This window comes from Streptomyces sp. NPDC051104, from assembly GCF_040682835.1.
GTDB lineage: Bacteria > Actinomycetota > Actinomycetes > Streptomycetales > Streptomycetaceae > Streptomyces > Streptomyces cynarae.
In genome coordinates, this window is record NZ_JBFBBS010000069.1 from 1 (window position 1) to 17,113 (window position 17,113).

12 protein-coding genes and 6 pseudogenes are annotated in these 17,113 nt (G+C 70.4%); 8 read left to right on the forward strand and 10 right to left on the reverse strand.

The window, feature by feature from the left end; genetic code table 11:
* Positions 1–186: pseudogene (locus tag AB0N14_RS37800) on the reverse strand (IS30 family transposase); the annotation flags it as partial.
* A gap of 64 nt (positions 187–250) precedes the next feature.
* On the opposite strand from AB0N14_RS37800, the pseudogene AB0N14_RS37805 reads away from it, so the two are divergent.
* Positions 251–553: pseudogene (locus AB0N14_RS37805) on the forward strand (integrase core domain-containing protein); the annotation flags it as partial.
* 291 nt (positions 554–844) lie between these two features.
* Here AB0N14_RS37805 and AB0N14_RS37810 read toward each other — a convergent pair.
* Genes AB0N14_RS37810 through AB0N14_RS37830 form a run of 5 tightly spaced genes read right to left on the reverse strand, consistent with a single transcriptional unit; the run spans position 845 to position 6,240 of the window.
* On the reverse strand, positions 845–1,720 hold the full coding sequence (locus AB0N14_RS37810; RefSeq protein WP_366030246.1) for a Gfo/Idh/MocA family oxidoreductase: 876 nt from the start codon (positions 1,718–1,720) through the stop codon (positions 845–847).
* A 29-nt stretch (positions 1,721–1,749) separates the two neighbouring features.
* Entirely contained in the window at positions 1,750–2,946 is a 1,197-nt protein-coding gene (locus AB0N14_RS37815; protein ID WP_366030247.1) for an ROK family protein, read from the reverse strand.
* Between the two features lie 51 nt (positions 2,947–2,997).
* Positions 2,998–3,864, reverse strand: a complete 867-nt coding sequence (locus tag AB0N14_RS37820; RefSeq protein WP_366030248.1) for a carbohydrate ABC transporter permease — start codon at positions 3,862–3,864, stop codon at positions 2,998–3,000.
* Positions 3,861–4,832: a sugar ABC transporter permease gene (locus AB0N14_RS37825; RefSeq protein ID WP_366030249.1), complete on the reverse strand. Its 972-nt coding sequence runs from the start codon at positions 4,830–4,832 to the stop codon at positions 3,861–3,863. The genes AB0N14_RS37820 and AB0N14_RS37825 overlap by 4 nt, the downstream gene beginning before the upstream one ends.
* A gap of 37 nt (positions 4,833–4,869) precedes the next feature.
* The gene (locus AB0N14_RS37830) at positions 4,870–6,240 is read right to left on the reverse strand and encodes an extracellular solute-binding protein (protein ID WP_366030250.1); all 1,371 of its coding nucleotides are present in this window, start codon (positions 6,238–6,240) and stop codon (positions 4,870–4,872) included.
* 199 nt (positions 6,241–6,439) lie between these two features.
* On the opposite strand from AB0N14_RS37830, the gene AB0N14_RS37835 reads away from it, so the two are divergent.
* The 4 genes from AB0N14_RS37835 to AB0N14_RS37850 are packed head-to-tail and all read left to right on the forward strand — an operon-like array spanning position 6,440 to position 11,672.
* Positions 6,440–7,486 carry a zinc-binding alcohol dehydrogenase gene (locus AB0N14_RS37835; protein WP_366030251.1) on the forward strand — a complete coding sequence of 349 codons (1,047 nt, stop codon included), beginning with the start codon at positions 6,440–6,442 and terminating at the stop codon, positions 7,484–7,486.
* A gap of 42 nt (positions 7,487–7,528) precedes the next feature.
* Positions 7,529–8,329 (forward strand): sugar phosphate isomerase/epimerase family protein, encoded by an 801-nt coding sequence (locus tag AB0N14_RS37840; RefSeq protein ID WP_366030252.1) that lies wholly within the window; start codon positions 7,529–7,531, stop codon positions 8,327–8,329.
* Positions 8,326–9,681 (forward strand): trehalase family glycosidase, encoded by a 1,356-nt coding sequence (locus AB0N14_RS37845; protein ID WP_366030253.1) that lies wholly within the window; start codon positions 8,326–8,328, stop codon positions 9,679–9,681. The genes AB0N14_RS37840 and AB0N14_RS37845 overlap by 4 nt, the downstream gene beginning before the upstream one ends.
* Entirely contained in the window at positions 9,678–11,672 is a 1,995-nt protein-coding gene (locus AB0N14_RS37850) for a glycogen debranching N-terminal domain-containing protein (RefSeq protein WP_366030254.1), read from the forward strand. The genes AB0N14_RS37845 and AB0N14_RS37850 overlap by 4 nt, the downstream gene beginning before the upstream one ends.
* A gap of 68 nt (positions 11,673–11,740) precedes the next feature.
* On the opposite strand, the pseudogene AB0N14_RS37855 reads toward AB0N14_RS37850, so the two are convergent.
* From AB0N14_RS37855 to AB0N14_RS37865, 3 genes and pseudogenes are all read right to left on the reverse strand, one after another.
* Positions 11,741–11,971: pseudogene (locus AB0N14_RS37855) on the reverse strand (VOC family protein); the annotation flags it as partial.
* Positions 11,972–12,209: 238 nt separating this feature from the next.
* The gene (locus tag AB0N14_RS37860) at positions 12,210–12,506 is read right to left on the reverse strand and encodes a transposase (RefSeq protein ID WP_366030257.1); all 297 of its coding nucleotides are present in this window, start codon (positions 12,504–12,506) and stop codon (positions 12,210–12,212) included.
* 7 nt (positions 12,507–12,513) lie between these two features.
* Positions 12,514–12,660, reverse strand: coding sequence for a hypothetical protein (locus AB0N14_RS37865; protein ID WP_366030255.1), 147 nt, complete (start codon positions 12,658–12,660; stop codon positions 12,514–12,516).
* Positions 12,661–12,905: 245 nt separating this feature from the next.
* Between AB0N14_RS37865 and AB0N14_RS37870 the strand changes: the two are divergent.
* Both AB0N14_RS37870 and AB0N14_RS37875 read left to right on the forward strand, forming a co-directional pair.
* Positions 12,906–13,457 (forward strand): annotated as a pseudogene (locus tag AB0N14_RS37870) (IS110 family transposase); the annotation flags it as partial.
* A 124-nt stretch (positions 13,458–13,581) separates the two neighbouring features.
* Positions 13,582–14,025 (forward strand): annotated as a pseudogene (locus AB0N14_RS37875) (IS21 family transposase); the annotation flags it as partial.
* 1,070 nt (positions 14,026–15,095) lie between these two features.
* Here AB0N14_RS37875 and AB0N14_RS37880 read toward each other — a convergent pair.
* Positions 15,096–15,299 (reverse strand): cold-shock protein, encoded by a 204-nt coding sequence (locus AB0N14_RS37880; protein ID WP_366030256.1) that lies wholly within the window; start codon positions 15,297–15,299, stop codon positions 15,096–15,098.
* Positions 15,300–15,816: 517 nt separating this feature from the next.
* Between AB0N14_RS37880 and AB0N14_RS37885 the strand changes: the two are divergent.
* Positions 15,817–16,961 (forward strand): annotated as a pseudogene (locus tag AB0N14_RS37885) (IS701 family transposase).
* The last annotated feature ends 152 nt before the right edge of the window (positions 16,962–17,113 follow it).

A 17,113-nucleotide genomic window follows, 5' to 3' on the forward strand; every position in this document is an offset into this window, starting at 1 on the left:
CGGTGGCATGCCGCCACCGTGCCGGAACCACCTGCAACCCGCTGCCTGGGATACGCCGACTGCAGCTGCCGCCTCCTCGGCGAGCAGCCCCTTCGCGATCTCTCGCCAGAACTGACGTTCGACCTCCCGTCGAAGCGCCGGCGCACCCGGGGACTTCATCGGCGACCGCCCGGTCAACGCCGCCATCCACCCTGCTGGCCTGCCCATCAACACCTCCGCGGACGAGGTGTTGCAACGACCGATTGAATCCGCCCAGTACACGAGCCGGGCCTTCGCCGACGCCTGCCGCCGGGCGGGCGTGATCCAGAGCATGAGCGCCGTCGGCAGTTCAGCGGACAACGCGCTCGCCGAGTCCTTCAACGCCACCTGCAAACGGGAGACCCTCCAGGGCCGCAGGGCCTGGACCGACGAGCGCGAAGCCCGCCTCGACCTGTTCCGCTGGCTACACCGCTACAACACCCGACGCCGCCACTCCACCCTCGGACAACGCAGTCCCATCGCCTACGAGACAGCACTCGACACGACATCAACTACCCTGGCCCAAGCCGCATAGCCGTGTCCAAGATCAGGGGTCAAGCCCCGTAGCCACGCTGCAAACGATTGCGTCGTGGGCGGAAACGCACGCCTGTCTGCGACGGGGTTTGTGACCAGCTCAAGTAACCCCCGCGACACCAACGACCAACCCGGAATCACACGTGTCGTGGGCGGCGGCCAGGCCTATGTGAGCCCCGAACGGGGCGCGGGGGGCGTGCCCCTTCAGAGGCGGGGGAGTTGTGTGACCGGTCACAGTGCAACCCGTACCGGATGGCGTAGCGTCCCCGTGACAGCGAGGTGCATCAGAAGATCACCCGGAGGCCTGTGCTAGCAGCTCCTGCAGGCGCAGCCCTCGAGCGGCGTCTAGCTCGCCGGGCACCCCGGACCGTACGGCCGCGGCGAATTCCGCCCGGAGTATGGGCCAGCACTCCTCGTGGTCGATGCCGCGTGAGTCCCAGGTCAACTCGCCGTCGGGGCCGAAGAGTTCGACCTGCGTGCGGCCCCGTGCCAGCGGCACGCGGCCGGACAGCGAGGCCTGGCTGACCGCGCCGTTCTCGTGTTCGCAGGTCAGCTCGATCCACTGCCGGGAGTCGCCGAGAGCCCGGACGGTGGCGATCGGGCCGACCGCCGCGTCGAGCAGATCCAGCAGGTGCGGCCCGAGATCGGGCAGCGCGCCCTGCTCGAGCCGCCAGCCGGTTGCCATTTCGCCGCAGAGGAACGCCCCGTGCAGGTAGCAGGAGCGGGCGCCGAGCACCTCGGTGCGGGCGGCCCGGGCCAGGAACTCGCGGGTGCTGGGGTGGTAGCGCTTGGTGAGCACCATCTGGGAGACCACGCCATGCTCGGCGACCGCCGCGGCGACCTGCCGGGCGGCGGCCAGGTCGCCGCCGAGCGGCTTCTCCAGCAGCAGCGCCTTGCCGGCCGCCGCCGCCCGCACCGCCAGCGGCGCCTGCACGTGCGGGGGGACGGCGAAGGCCACCGCCTCGCAGGAGTCGAGGAGTTCCTCCACGCTGCCGGCCACGGGCGCGCCGTACGGCGCGGTGACCTCCGCGGCGGCTTCCGGTCGGCGGGCCCACACGGCGGCGAGCCGGGTCTCGGGTCCGGCGGCCAGCATGCGGGCGTGCATGGTGCGGGCCCATGGCCCGGCGCCGATCAGACCGACGGCGACGGGGGCGGGGGTGCTGGTCATGGCGGTGCTCCTGGCGAGAGGTGGCGTCGTCAGGCCTCCGCGAGCGCGGCGAGCCGTTCGTCGGCCTGCTCGGGGGAGTACAGGTGCTCGACGAGCATGGCCGCGGCGCCGCACAGCGCGGCGTGGTCGCCGAGCCGGGAGGTGACGATCTGGAGGTTGCGGGTGGCCCGGGGCAGCGCGCGCTGGTAGAGGAGTTCGCGCACCCCGGTCAGGAAGTGGGTTTCGGCGAGGTCGCCGGCGATCATCAGCACGCCGGGGTTGAGCAGTGTGACCGCGGTCGCCAGCACCTCGCCGCAGCGCTGGCCGGCCTCGCGGGCGAGCCGCACCGCGTCGGGGTGGCCGTCGTCGAGGGCGGCGCGTACGTCGGTGCCGGACTCGGCGGGCATCCCGAGGGCGGCGAGCTGTCCGGCGACCGCCCGGCCGGAGGCGACGGCGGCCATGCAGCCGTAACTGCCGCAGGCGCACAGCGCGTCGGAGGCGTCGTGCAGCCGGATATGCCCGAGGTCGCCGGCGCCGCCGTCGACGCCGCGCAGCACCCGGCCGTCGATGACGACGCCGGCTCCTATACCGGTGGAGACCTTCACCAGCAGGAAGGTGCTGCAATCGGGGAAGCTGTTGCGCTGCTCGCCCAGCGCCATCAGATTGGCGTCGTTGTCGGCGAGCACGGGCAGTTCGGCGGGGGTGCCGGCGTGCTCGGTGAGCGCCTGCCGCAGCCGTTCGCGGACGGGGTAGCCGTCCCAGCCCGGCATGATCGGCGGGCGTACCACCAGGCCGGTGTCGAACTCGACCGGGCCGGGCACCGACAGCCCCAGACCGCAGACCGCGTCCACGCCCCGGCCGGCCTGCGCCAGCAGCGGTCCGTACCAGGCGGCGAGCCGGTCGAGCGCGGCCTCGGGGCCGTCGGCAATCCGCAGCGTTCCGGTGCGTTCAGCCAGTACGGTGCCGGCTAGGTCGAGGACGGCGGCCCGGGCGTGGGTCGTCTCCAGGTCGGCGGCGAGGACGACGGCGTGGCCGGGGTCGAAGGTGAGCAGCACCGAGGGCCGGCCGCCGGTGGACAGCTGGCCGGGGGTGGCGGCCAGCCATCCGGCGGCGAAGAGCTGGTCGAGTCGGTGCCCGACGGTGGACCGCGACAGACCGGTGAGGGTCTGCAGCTCGCCACGGGTGCGGGCCTGCCCGGTGCGGATGAGCTCCAGCAGGTGTCCGGCGGTGCTCCGGGGCGATGCCATCCGATCGGTCTCCTTGAGGCGTCCGCCGGTTGCGGCGGGGGTGACAGGGGGTCAGCTCTTGTCCGCGCCGGTGGTCAGTCCCTCCGTCAGGAACCGCTGGGCGGCGTAGAAAAGCAGTATCACGGGCACGGTCAGCACCACAGACCCCGCCATCAGGACGGTGGGCGGCACCTGGATGGCGTTGTTCATCAGCTTCAGGCCGAGGGAGACCGTCCACTTGTCGGGGGTGGCGGTCAGGAACAGGCTGGCGAAGAGGAACTCGTTCCAGGCGATCATAAAGACGTACAGCCCGGTGGCCATCAGGGAGGGCGCGGCGAGCGGCAGCACCACCTTGCGCAGGATGGTGAGCCGCGAGCAGCCGTCGAGAGCGGCGGCCTCCTCGATGCTGACCGGCACGGTGGTGAAGTAGTTGCGCAGCATGTAGATGGAGACGGGCACGGTCTGCGCGATGTAGACGATGGCCAGGCCCAGCAGGGAGCCCTGCATGCCCATCCGGGAGAACATCACGAACAGCGGGACGGCCAGCAGCGTCGCCGGGAAGAGGTAGACGGCGAGGAAGACGGCGGATATCTGCCGGCTGCCGGCGAACTTCAGCCGGCTGATCGCCCAGGCGCCGGGCACCGCGGCGGCCAGCGTGAGCACGACGGTGCCGAGTGAGACCAGCGCGGAGTTGCGCAGCATGCCCAGCAGGCCGTCGCCGCCGGAGTCGGTGGACTTCAGGACGGTCTCGTAGGTCTTGACGGTGATCTCTTTGGCCTGCGGCCACAGTGCACCCGGGTGCAGTAGCAGAGAGCCGGTGGAGCGGAAGGAGAGCATCACCATGTAGTAGAACGGCGCGACGGTGACCAGCAGCAGGCCGGCGATGACCACGTAGCGCAGGACGCCGAAGAGGCGTTCCTCGAACCGGGCGCGGGTCATGCTTCCTCCTCCTGCACGCGCTTGGCGAAGACCTTGAAGTACACCCCGAGCAGCACCATGAGGATGGCGGCGAGCACCAGAGACTGGGCGGCGGCCGAGCCGACGTCGTAGCTGGCGGTCAGGAAGTCGTAGACCCGCACGGGCACCACGTCGGTGCCGGAGTTGCCGCCGGTCAGCAGGTAGACGTCGTCGAACTTGTTGAACGTCATGATGAAGCGCAGCACCGACAGCAGCGCGATCACCGGCATCAGCTGCGGCAGCAGGATGTATCGGAACCGCTGGGTGAGGGTGGCGCCGTCCACGGTGGCCGCCTCCTCGATGCCGGCCGGTACCGCCTGGAGCCGGGCGAGCAGGAAGAGGAAGGCGAACGGGAAGTAGCGCCAGGTCTCGAAGGCGATGACCGTCAGCAGGGCCATCGGCAGATGGACGTGCCAGCCGAGCAGGTCGACCGGGTAGTTGCTGGTGGACAGGAACGCGATCGGCTTGTGCCAGCCGAACAGGTGCTGTCCCCAGTAGTTGACGATGCCGGTCTGCGGAGAGAGCGCGGTCTCCCACACGTAGGTGGCCGCGACCACCGGTGCCACGTAGGGCAGCAGCATGGTGCCACGCACCAAGCCCCGGCCCCGGAAGGGGCGGCGCAGGGCCAGGGCGGCGATCAGACCGAGCACGATCGACCCCAGGGTGCCGCCCACGGTGTAGACGAGGGTCGTCCACAGCGCGGACCAGAACCCCGGCTGGGTGAAGACCTGGACGAAGTTGGCTGTCGTCCAGTTGCCGAACAGGCTCATGTTCTGCAGGTCGATGAGTCTGGCCCGCTGGAAGGACAGCAGGACGGTCCACAGGATCGGGATGATGACGATCACCAGGACCACCAGGAGGGTCGGCGAGACGAACGCCAGCCCCGCCCGGTTCTGCTGGACCTCCAGCGGCGACTTCCGGCAGCGGTTTCCGCCGGTGGATGTGCTCATGTGCGTGCTTTCTTCGTGGCGACGGTGGTCCGGTCGGTCAGTGCAGCGTCTTCTTCAGGGCGCTGACCGCGTCAGCGGCCTGCTGGGCGCCGGCCGCCGGGGCCAGGTGGTCGCCGCCGGTGATCGCGCCGATCGCCTTCGGCACCGGCAGGGTGCCCTCGGTGGCGCCGACCAGGGCACCCTGGCCCTGGGTGATGCCCCAGCGCTGCATGTTGGAGACGCCGGCGAGCAGAGTGTTGAGGAACGGCTTCGGGAAGAGGCTGTCCATCGGCGCGAAGCGGCTGACGCCGATCTTCATGCCGTACCAGTCGTTGACGTACTTCTTCGGGTCGGCGGTGGTGCCGGTGCGGACCGGGATCTTGCCCTCCGGCTCCATGCCGATCCACTTCTCGTAGCCGGCGTTCATCATGAACTCGACGAACTTCTGGGCGGCGGGGGCGTTGGCGGCCTGGGTGATCGTCCAGGAGGAGATCTCACCGAACTGCGCCGGGGCGCTGCCGTTGGGGCCCTTGATCGCGGTGACGATGCCGGAGTTCTTCGACAGGAAGGACCGGTCGCTCTTGCACTGCGGGCAGTTGGGCAGCACGTCGTCGCGCAGGCCGGCCAGCGAGTCGAGCAGGTAGGTGGACCAGAGGACCATGGAGGACTGGCCGGCCTGGTAGGTGGCGCGGGTGGTGTCCACGGTCTGGGTGCCGTCGGGACCGGTGGCCGCGAGCTTCGCGTACGTGTCGAACGCGGTCTTGCAGGCCGGGCTGGCGAGCTGCACGGTCCCGGAGGCGTCGACCATCTGGCAGCCGTTGGCGACCGCGATGTCCTCGAAGGACTGCTGGGTGAAGACGTCCTTGGGGTCGGTGGAGACCGAGATGCCGTTCATCGACCCCTTGCCGAGGGTCTGCGCGGCCTTGAGGATGGCCGCGTAGGTGTCCGGCGCGGCCAGGTGGGCCTTGGCGAACAGGTCCTTGCGGTAGACCAGGACCTGCTGCCAGGAGTCGCTGGGAACCGCCAGCGGCTTGCCCTTGTCGCTGGCGAGCTTCAGGGCGTTGGCGTTGAACGTGGACTTCCCGAGGTTCTTCAGCACCGCCGCGGCGGCGTCGGTGTTGACCAGGCCGTTGGAGTACATCTGCCACAGCTGGGCCAGCGGGATGCCGCCCATGACGTCGGGCAGCTTGCCGGCCGCGGCGGAGGCCTCGACCTGCTGGGGGAGCTGGTCCTCGTCGATGCCGACCAGGGTGACCTTGATGCCGGTCTCCTTGGTGAACTCGGCGGCCAGGGCGCGCTGCTTGGCCATCCGGTCGGTGGCGTTCTCCTCGGTCCATACCGTGATGGACTTGCCCGAGTGGGCGGAGGAGCTCCCGCCACCGGAGCAGCCGGCCAGTAGCCCCGCGCCGAGCGCGGCGGCGATGCCCACCGAAAGACTTCTCGTCCTGAGCGACCCCATGCGTTGAACCGTCCTCACTTGCATGCCGTGCTTGGGCCTTGCGTTAACGACGTGTTGCATGAGAGCACCACTTTTGCTTCTTGACAAGACTTAAGTCTCGGATATCTTCGACATGAGTCAGGGTCATCTGGCGAAATATTGCACGTAACAGCGCAGGTTCGGAGTCACTGTGGAACGCATCGTCCAGTTCGCCGGTCCCCGCCAGGTGGAGGTCGCCGACGTCGCCTCCGAGCCCCTGCCCCCCGGCCACCTGCGGGTCCGCACCCGCTACTCGGGCATCTCCGCAGGCACCGAACTGACCGCCTACCGCGGCACCAACCCGTACCTGACCCGCACTTGGGACCCGGAGGCCCGGCTCTTCCGCGACGACGTGGCCGGCATCAGCTACCCGGTCGCCGGCTGGGGGTACTCCGAGGTCGGCGAAGTGACGGAAGTCTCACCGGAACTGGCCGGCACCCCCGGCCTGCCCTCCGTCGGCGACCTGGTCTGGGGCATCTGGGGCCACCGCAGCGAAGGCGTCGTGCCGGTCGAGCGGATGGTCGGCCACACCCTGCCCGCCGGCCTCGAACCGCTGGCCGGCGCCTTCGCCCGGGTCGGCGCCATCGCATACAACGCCGTCCTCGCCGCCGACATCCACCTCGGCGAGGACGTCGCCGTCTTCGGCCAGGGCGTCATCGGCCTGATCACCACCCGGCTCGCCGCCCTCAACGGCGCCCGGGTCACCGCCGTCGACGCCATCGACGCCCGCCTGAAGACCGCCCGCGCTTGGGGCGCCGTGCACACCGTCAACGCCCGCTGCGGGAACGTCGCCGAGACGCTGCGCGAGCACACCGACGGCCGCGGCGCGGACGTCGCCATCGAGATCTCCGGTGTCCACCCCGCCCTGCACGACGCCATCCGCTCGGTCACCGTCGGCGGCCGCGTCGTCGCCTCCGGCTTCTACCAGGGCGACGGGATCGGCCTGCGGCTCGGGGACGAGTTCCACCACAACCGCGTGCAGATCGTCTGCTCGCAGATCGGCGGCGTCCCCCCGCAGCTCTCCCACCGCTGGACCGTCGAGCGCCTCCAGCGCACCTTCCTGCGGCTGGTCGCCGAGGGCCGGGTCGACGTGCGCTCCCTGGTCAGCCACACCGTCCCGGTCGCCGAGGCCGCCGACGCCTACGCCCTGCTCGACGAGCGGCCCGCCGAGGCGCTCCAGGTCGTCCTGGAATTCTGACCCCCGCCCCTCGCGCGCCACACCGAAAGGCCCACCACCCCCATGCTCAAGATCGCGTGCCAGGAGCAGCTGCTGCCCGGCGAGACCCTCCAGGCCAAGTGGGAGTACGCCACCGCGGCCGGGTACGACGGCATCGAACTGCGCGGCAAGGGCGACCTGTCCTTCCGCGACCGGCTCCCCGAACTCAAGCGCGCCCTCGCCGACGGCGTCGTCATGCCCACCGTCTGCGTCGACATGCTGCACTTCCTCGGCGCCTTCGACGAGGACCTGCGCCGCGACGCGGTCGTCCAGATGAAGTCCCAGCTGTCGGTGATCGCCGAACTCGGCGGCCTCGGCGCCCAGACCCCCGCCAGCTACGGCATGTTCTCCCGCCGCCTGCCCCCCTTCGATCCCCCGCGCTCGGAGGAGGCCGACCGCGAGGTACTCCTGGCCGGCCTGGCCGAACTCGGCGAGCACGCCCGCGCCGAGGGCGTCACCCTCTTCCTCGAACCCCTCAACCGGTACGAGGACCACATGGTCAACCGCCTGGAGCAGGCCGCCGACCTGATCCGCGCCACCGGCCTGGACTCGGTGCGCATCGGCATCGACAGCTACCACATGAACATCGAGGAGACCGACCCCGCCGCCGCGATCGTCGCCCATGCCGACGTCATCGGCCACGCCCAGGTGTCCGACTCCAACCGCTTCCAGCCCGGCGCCGGCCACCTCGACTGGCCCGCCTGGCTCGGCGCCCTGCAGGCGGCCGGGTACGAAGGCTGGCTCGCCGCCGAATGCCGGCTGACCGGCGACCCGGACCAAGCCGTCCGCTCGATCCCCGGGTTCCTGCGCCGGGCCGCCGCATGACGGCCCTCCTCGACGCCGCGCCCGTGGCCGACACCACCGCCGCCCGGCCGCTGCGGGCCGCCGCCCTGCGGGTGCTGTTCACCAACTGGACCGGCACCGGCACCGTGCCCTCCCGCTCCCTCTACCCCCACCAGTGGAGCTGGGACTCGGCCTTCATCGCCATCGGCCTGCGGCACCTCTCGCCGCGCCGCGCCCAGCGGGAGCTGGAGTCGCTGATGAGCGCGCAGTGGGCGGACGGCAGGGTCCCGCACATCGTCTTCAACCCCTGCGTGCCCGCCGGGCAGTACTTCCCCGGCTCGGACTTCTGGCGCTCCGCCACCGCCGGGGCCGCCGCCGGGGCACCCGCCGCGCCGCTCACCTCCGGCATCATCCAGCCGCCGGTGCACGCGCTGGCCGCCGCCCTGGTGCACGAGGCCGACCCCGCCGAATCCGCCCGCCGCGGCTTCCTCGCCCGGCTCCACCCGCGGCTGGAAGCCTGGCACCGCTACCTCGCCGAACGCCGCGACCTCGGCGGGCACGGCCTGGCCGCCGTCGTGCACCCATGGGAGCCCGGCCTGGACAACAGCCCAGCCTGGGACACCGCACTGCACCGCGTCGTCCCCGCCGAGGCCTGCTCATTCCGCCGCGCCGACCTCGACCACTCGGCCGCCGCCGACCGGCCCACCGACCTCGACTACGCCCGCTACGTGCGGCTGGCCCGCGACTACCGGGACGCTGGCTACGACGACACGAAGACCGAGTTCGCCTTCGCCGTCGAGGACCCCGGGTTCAACGCCCTGCTGATCGCCGCCGAGCACGCGCTCGCCGGCATCGCGGAGCAGACCGGCGCCGACCCCGGCCCGGCCCGCGCCCGCGCCGCCGCCCTCACCCGGGCGCTGTCCACCCGCCTGTGGAACCCCGACCTCGGCATGTTCAGCGCCCGCGACCTGCACGACGACACCCTCGTGCCGGTGCGCGGCGTCACCGGGCTGCTGCCGCTGATCGTCCCCGGCCTCCCAGCCGACCAGGTAAACGCCCTGCTGGAGGCTACCTCCGGCGAGCACTTCCGGCTCGGCGAGGTGCACCTCGTGCCCTCTTACGACCTGACCGGCCCTGAATTCGATCCCAACCGCTACTGGCGCGGGCCCAGCTGGTTCAACACCGCCTGGATGCTGCACCGCGGGCTGCGCGCGGTCGGCGCGGACGGGGCCGCGGACCGGCTGCGCCAGGGCATCCTGCGCGACGCCGCCGCCACCGGCTTCGCCGAGTACCTCGACCCGCACACTGGGGCCGGCCGCGGCGTGCGCGACTTCAGCTGGACCGCGAGCCTGGCGCTAGACCTGCTGGCCACCGGACCCAAGGAGGAACGATGACCGGCGCCCACCGACTGCTCGCACACCGCGGCACCTTCGCCGCGGTCACCCCCGCAGGCGACATCACCGGCAGCCGCGGATCCTCCCCGGACGGGCTGTTCACACGGGACGCCCGGCACGTCGGTCGCTGGACGCTCACAGCACGGGGCCGGGAACTGGCCATGCTGACCTCCGGTCCGGACGGCGCGGTCCTCGTGCCGCCCGGCACCCGCGACGAGCCCGCCGCCTTCACCGTGCTGCGCGACCAGGCGGTCGGCGCCGGGCTACTGGCCGAGACGGTCCGGATCGTCAACAACACCGGCGAGCCCGCCACGGTGGTCCTGGAACTGACCTGCGGCGCTGACTTTGCCGACCAGTTCGAACTGCGTTCCGACGGACGCCACTACGCCAAGCCGGACGCCGTCCACACCGCCCGGGAGATCCCCTGCGGCGCCGAGTTCGGCTACCGGCGCGGCGACGACTGGCACGCCCGCACCAAAATCACCGCGGCCCCGGCGCCGGACGAAATCCGCGAGGCTGCCTCAGGCGGCCCGGACGCCGGCGCGGGCCCGGCCGGCTCCGGCGGCCCGGACGCCCCCCTGCGGACCTTCGTCTGGCGGCTCGCTTTGCCCCCGCACGGCAGCCGCGAACTGCGACTGTCCGCACGGGCGTTCGCCGCGCACGGTCCGGACCCGGACCCCGCGGCGCCAGTTGCCGCAGTCCGGGCCCGAATCGCCCAGGAGACGCAGGAGTTCGCCGCCGCCGCACCTCGCCCGGCCGCAGCCGACCGCCCCGACCTCGTGCGCGCCGCCGAGGCCGGGCTGCGCGACCTTGCTGGACTGCTCGTCCCCGCACCCGGAGTGGACGGCGTCCAGGTACTGGTACCCGGCGCCGGCACCCCCTGGTTCCTCACCCTATTCGGCCGCGACTCCCTGCTGACCTCGCTCTTCGCCCTGCCCTACCGCCCCGCCCTGGCTGCCGCCACCCTGTCCGCGCTGGCCGCCGCGCAAGGCACCGAGTACCGGGCCGAGGGCCTGGAGCAGCCCGGCCGCATCCCGCACGAGACCCGGCACGGCGAACTCGCTCACTTCCGGCAGGTACCCTACGGTCGGTACTACGGATCGGTCGACGCCACGCCGCTCTTCCTCGTCCTGCTGCACGCACACGAGCAGGCCACCGGTGACGACGCGCTCACCCGGCGCCTGGAGCCGCACGCCCGCGCGGCCGTCGCCTGGATGCTGGGCGACGGCGGTCTCGACGGCGACGGCTGGCTCGTCTACACCTCCGACGCCGCCTCCGGTGGTCTGGCCAACCAGAACTGGAAGGACTCCGCCGGCGCAATCTGCACCGCCGACGGCGTCCAAGCCACCGGCGCCATCGCGGTCGCCGAAGCCCAGGGCTACGCCTACGACGCGCTGCGCCGCGCCGCCGACCTGGCCCGGCGGATATGGGGCGACCCGACGTACGCGGCCGACCTGGAGGAACGGGCGGCGGCGCTGCGCGAGCGGTTCGCCGACCACTTCTGGCTGGACGGCCCGGACTTCCCCGCGCTCGCCCTCGACGGCGACGGCCGCCCCGCCGACGCCCTCGCCTCCGACGCTGGCCACCTGCTGTGGTCCGGGATCCTCGACGAGGACCGCGCCCGGCGCACCGGACGGCGGCTGATGGAACCGGACTTCTTCTCCGGCTGGGGCATCCGCACCCTGGCCGCCGGACAGCCGGCCTACCACCCGCTGTCCTACCACCGCGGCAGCATCTGGCCGCACGACAACGCGGTGATCGCCATGGGCCTGGCGCGCACCGGCCTCGCCGAGGAGGCCGCCGCCGTCGCCGACGCCCTCACCGACGCCGCCCGCGCGCACGGCTGGCGGCTCCCAGAGGTCATGGCCGGCTACGACCGCACCCTGCGCCCCGACCCCGTACCCTACCCGCACTCCTGCTCCCCGCAGGCCTGGGCCGCCGCCGCCCCCCTGGCCCTGCTCACCGCCGTGACCACCCCCGCGACCCCCTGACACCCGCGGGCACGGTCACCACCCGCACCCCCCGCACCTGGCCGGGGGGTGCGGTCTCTTCGGGTGTGTCAACTTTGATACTCCCAGATGTGCGCGACGCGCTGTCCCCACGGCATGTCGTTGGGGCCGCTGCGGACCGAGCCGCCCAGAGCCTCCACCCGGCCGAGCGTCTCATCGACGTCGTCGACACCGATACTGAGCAGGATCCGCGGTGCCGCCCCGGTCCCCAGGTTTGTCTTGGCCACCAGCCCGAGGTCGGTGTCGCCGATGCGCAAGCCGAGGTAGAAGGCCGGGCCTTCCTCCGCACGCCTTCCTGGCCGTCATGGCCGCCGATGACGCGGACGCCCGCAGATGGTCACACTGGCGACGACGACGCCAAGCCGTCGCCCGCCGCTGCCACTATCAGCGGCGGCTGCACACGATCGAGGGGCGGCCCGGAAAAGAGAACACGGGCCGTCAATCACCCCACTACACTCACCCAAACCGCCCCTGAACAGGGAAAACGTCAAAGTGCTGCTGGAGTACTAGGGTCCGTCTTCAAACGGATCTTGCCCAGAGCAGGAAGGACGCGAGTGTGACCGCCGCTTGGTAGGAGGTGGCGGTCTTCTCGTATCGCGTCGCGTTGTCGCGGAAGCCCTTGAGTCGGTTAAAGCAGCGCTCGACGATGTTGCGCCGGCGGTAGACCTCCCGCTCGAATCTTGGTGGTCTGCCACCGTGCCGGCCTCGGCCCAGGTGGTGCCGTCGCTGGTCGGTCTTCTCCTGGATGGTATGTGCAATGCCGCGGTGGCGCAGGTAGGCCCGGAAGCCACGGGAGCTGTAGGCCTTGTCAGCGATGACGCGATCAGGCCTTCAGCGTGATCGACCCGGACCGGAGCGGGGCAACGCGGATGCGTTGCAGAAGAGGGCGTGCGCAGACGCTGTCGTGGTGCTGGCCCGGTGTCACAAGGATCGCGAGCGGGCGGCCCTTGCCGTCGCAGGCGAGGTGCACTTTGGTGGTCAGCCCGCTCTACCTTCTTGATCGGGTTGGTCCTCCCATTCGTAGGGTGGGGACGCCCAGGGGTGACGGGTGTGGCTTTCAGCCCGCTGCCGTCTCATGGCTCACGAGGCTTCGCCGCCCGGCACCCCACGACGACTCGGCCGCCAATTAGGAAGTGCGAATTTGTCGCTGCGTAGAGCAATGCCGGCGAGGTCGTCCGTGGCACGCACAGCACGAACAAGCACGTCAGGAGCACGATGAGCCGGATATGGGCGGGGATCGACAGCGGCAAGGGCCACCATCACGGCCTCGCACTGGATGCCGACGGCAAAACGCTGCTGTCGCGGCGGGTCGCCAACGACGAGCCCGAGCTGCTGAAGCTGATCGGTGACGTCCTGGACCTGGCCGACGGCTGCGAGGTCACCTGGGCCATCGACATGACCGGTGGGGAACCCACGCTGCTCCTGGCCCTGCTGCTCAACCACGGCCAAGAGGTCCTTTACATCCCCGGCCGCCTGGTCAACCGGGCCTCCGACGGCTACCGCGGCGACGGCAAGACCGACGCCCGCGACGCCTACGTCATCGCCGACCAGGCCAGGATGCGCCGCGACCTGCGCCCCATCCACCCCGGCGACGAGACGGCTGTCGAGCTTAAGCTGCTGACAGGACGCCGGGCCGACCTGGTCGAGGACCGCACCCGCGTCGTCAACCGCCTGCGCGGCAGCCTGCTGAGCATCTTCCCCGCCCTGGAACGGGCCCTGGACGTGACCAACACCGGCCCGCTCAAGCTCCTGACCGGTTACCAAACTGTCGGCGTACACGTGAACGTCCCCACCCACGTACGGATGAACGGGGCCAGTTTCTGACGCGCTGAGGATCGGTAGTGGGCACTCTGCTGCTTGGTCGGTGTGGGGCGGCAGAGGACGGCTGACGATGGTTTTGGATCCGCATCGCTGGTTGGAACTGCGACGTTTTCGCGGCCTGTTCGAGTCCGGGGCGATGAGCCTGTCGGAGATCGCTCGGGAGACCGGGCTGGACCGTAAGACGGTCCGAAAGTACCTCGCTGCCAAGGGGCCGGCGTCGCCTCCGCGGCGGACGTCGAACGGACGGCACCAGCAGCGGATGGTCGACGAGTTCGCGCCGCTGATCGACTCGATGCTGCGGGCCGAGATCCGGATGAAGGCCACTGTCATCCACGAACGGCTGGTCAGGGATTACGGGTTCACCGGCAACTACCAGCGCGTCAAGCTCTATGTCCAGGAAGCCCGCCCCAGGATCGCGGAGGAACTCGGCATCACGCCGCGGGGACTGGCCGGCATGCACCGCCGCTTCGAAGTGATCCCTGGCGCCCAGGCCCAGGTCGACTGGGGCGAAAAAGCCGCAGCCCCGCACTACGGCCACCTCACCGCCACTCCTCAAGGTGCCCTCGGCCTGTTCACCGCGGACCGCGCCATGGACATCATCGCGAAAGACCTCCTGACCGACCTTGCCGAGCCCGAACGGCCCGCGATTCTCAAGACCATGGCCGAGACCTCTGACGGAGCCCTCCTGGCTGCTCGCACCCTCCAACGCGTCACCAGCCGCAACGACTCCGCCAGCCCGGACCACACGCAGGCAGCAGCCACCCTCGACTGGATAGGTGAGGCCCGCTCACTGATCAGCCACGAGATCGCACGGCACCTCGCCATAGCCGCACGCCGTCCCGTCGACGAAGTCACCGAGCCGGAGATCACCCTCATCTGGGCATGGCGCCACACCGAACCCGAGGCCATCCGGGCCTGGATCAACCAGCGGCTCGACGAGGCATGGACCCCGCTCGGCCTCCTCGCCGTACTCCTCCCGCCCGACCGGGCGCCATTCCCCGTCATCGACAATGACACCCTGCAAAGCCTCGACGCGCTCATCGGTCTCGAAGCGCTGCACGGCCGCCTCAGCCCGCTCCTCGACACCCCCGCAGCCAACGCCGACAACGCCCAGGACGAACTCCGGGCGTGCATCCTCCAAGCACTCCACGAACACCGCGGCGGCGGCACCCCAAGCACCAGCTGACCATAGCTGGTCGGCGCCGACCACTGGATCGCCATCATGCGTAACGACAGCGACGCCCCTATTTACGACCTGACGATGGCTTCGCTGGTGAGCCTCCGCGATGGGTGCAGACCAGCGAACGAACTGGCGGAGGTGACGTCGCCGTTCTGGGCAGGGGGCAGCAGGCAGTCTTCACATCTCCCCGTTTTGTGGACACGCTACTGATGGCGGCTAGGCCAGTCGCCCGCTTCCGGGATGTGGATGGCGTGTGGTGGGAACTGCTGCATGACGAGCGGCTCGAGGAGACCACGGCCCCCGACAACACCTAACTGACCTCCGCTACCCGTCTCTACGGACGAGTGGGGCCGATGAGCCCCGGCCGGTAGGTGCATCCCGGCCGAGGCCTCTTGCGGGCAGCGTTACAGGGGGCGGATGTTCTCCGCCTGCGGGCCCTTCTGGCCCTGCGTAACGTCGAACTCGACCTTCTGACCCTCGCGGAGCTCGCGGAAGCCCTGGGCGGCGATGTTCGAGTAGTGGGCGAAGACGTCCGGGCCGCCGCCTTCCTGCTCGATGAAGCCGAAGCCCTTTTCCGCGTTGAACCACTTCACAGTGCCCTTGGCCATGTGCCTGTCTCCTTCGAAGGGACTCGTATCGGGTCCCGCACCGTGCGGGATCCGGAGATGCTCGCCCTGGTCCGGAGAGGCGTTAAACAGCAAAAACGCCCGCGATTGCGATCACGGGCGAACGGACTTCGGAACCACGACTGCTGATTACGACGCTACACCGGCTGGTGCCGCTCGGCCACACGGTTCCGGTCACCGCGGCGCGTGGCCCTGATGTGCCGCACGCGTGCGGCAGCCCAGGAAAACCCCAGGTAAAAGCGCACTAATACTCCAGCAGCACTTTGACGTTTTCCCTGTTCAGAGGCGGTTTGGGTGAGTGTAGTGGGTTGATTGACGGCCGGTGTTCTCTTTCCCGGGCAGCCCCTCGATCGTGTGCAGCCGCCGCTGATAGTGGCAGCGCTCCGGGCAGCCTCCCGGCGTGATCGACGAGCGTGCAGTTGAGATCTGGAACGACGAGCTCGAGGAACTTTTCCTGCGTACCGGCCACCGCTTCAAGCGTGTCGAACCTCGTCGCAGGATGCGTGACTACATCCGCGGACTGCTGGGCCCAGTCGGCCGCAAGAACGGCTGGCAGCTGGCCGAATACGCCGGACACCGCACACCCGACCGCCTCCAGCGGCTCCTCAACGGCGCCCGCTGGGACGCCGACGAGATCCGCGACGACCTCCAGCACTACGTAGCCGAACGGCTCGGCGAGCCCGACGGCATTCTCATCCTCGACGACACTGGCTTCCTCAAGAAGGGCACCACCTCGGCCGGCGTGCAGCGCAGTACTCCGGCACCGCCGGCCGTACCGAGAACTGCCAGATCGGAGTGTTCGCCGCCTACGCCACCACACGTGAACGCGCCCTGGTGGACCGGGAGTTGTATCTGCCCAAGTCCTGGACCGACGACCGCGACCGCTGCCGCGCCGCCCACATCCCCAACGAGCGGGCCTTCGCCACCAAGCCCGAACTGGCCAAGACCATGGTGCTGCGGGCGATCGCCTCACCGCTTCCGATCGCCTGGGTGACCGCGGACGCCGCCTACGGCCAGGAGTGGCGGCTGCGCCGCATGCTGGAGGAGACCGGCCTGGGATATGTGCTAGCCGTCCCCAAGTCCCAGCAGGTGCCGCACTTCGGACGCATCGATCACCTCTTCGCCCAGGCACCCGACGAGGCATGGGAGAGACGTTCGTGCGGTGACGGCGCGAAGGGCCCGCGCGTCTACCACTGGGCCGCCCTGCAGATCACGTCCATCGAGGACCTCGACCGTGAGATGCCCACCCACCAGCGGTGGGCCCTGGCACGCCGCAGCATCAGCAAGCCCGAGGAGATCGCCTACTACCTCGCCTACGCACCGCTCGGCACCACGGTCGACCACCTGGTGCGCGTCGCCGGGATGCGCTGGGCCATCGAGGAAGCCTTCCAGGCCGCGAAGAACGAATGCGGCCTCGACCAGTACGAAGTCCGCCGCTACACCGGCTGGATGCGGCACATCACCCTGGCCATACTGGCGCACGCCTTCCTGACCGTCATGGCCGCCGACGCCGCGGCAAAAGGGGCAGCAGAAACGGTTCCTGCCTCGCGCCCCTCACCGTGGCAGAAGTTCGGCGGCTCCTGGCAACTGGCCACACACCCATCGCACGCGCCCACCAGCCCCTCATCAGCGCACGCGCACTGACACGGCAGCTGTAGTTCCTTGATCGGTAGGGCATCGCGGCTGGTCAGGTCGTTTCGCTGGCGGTGATGTTGTTCCATCTCCGGTGGGCTTCGGCGGCCTGGTATTGGTGGTGACGGCGCCAGGCGGACCAGTGCAGGAGGTGGTCGCGGTCG

Bases quoted from the DNA above. Each gene is read 5' to 3' on its own strand.
- AB0N14_RS37820 (WP_366030248.1), bottom strand. From the start codon at position 3,864: ATGACCCGCGCCCGGTTCGAGGAACGCCTCTTCGGCGTCCTGCGCTAC.
- AB0N14_RS37850 (WP_366030254.1), top strand. From the start codon at position 9,678: ATGACCGGCGCCCACCGACTGCTCGCACACCGCGGCACCTTCGCCGCG.
- AB0N14_RS37825 (WP_366030249.1), bottom strand. From the start codon at position 4,832: ATGAGCACATCCACCGGCGGAAACCGCTGCCGGAAGTCGCCGCTGGAG.
- AB0N14_RS37880 (WP_366030256.1), bottom strand. From the start codon at position 15,299: ATGGCCAAGGGCACTGTGAAGTGGTTCAACGCGGAAAAGGGCTTCGGC.
- AB0N14_RS37815 (WP_366030247.1), bottom strand. From the start codon at position 2,946: ATGGCATCGCCCCGGAGCACCGCCGGACACCTGCTGGAGCTCATCCGC.
- AB0N14_RS37845 (WP_366030253.1), top strand. From the start codon at position 8,326: ATGACGGCCCTCCTCGACGCCGCGCCCGTGGCCGACACCACCGCCGCC.
- AB0N14_RS37810 (WP_366030246.1), bottom strand. From the start codon at position 1,720: ATGACCAGCACCCCCGCCCCCGTCGCCGTCGGTCTGATCGGCGCCGGG.
- AB0N14_RS37840 (WP_366030252.1), top strand. From the start codon at position 7,529: ATGCTCAAGATCGCGTGCCAGGAGCAGCTGCTGCCCGGCGAGACCCTC.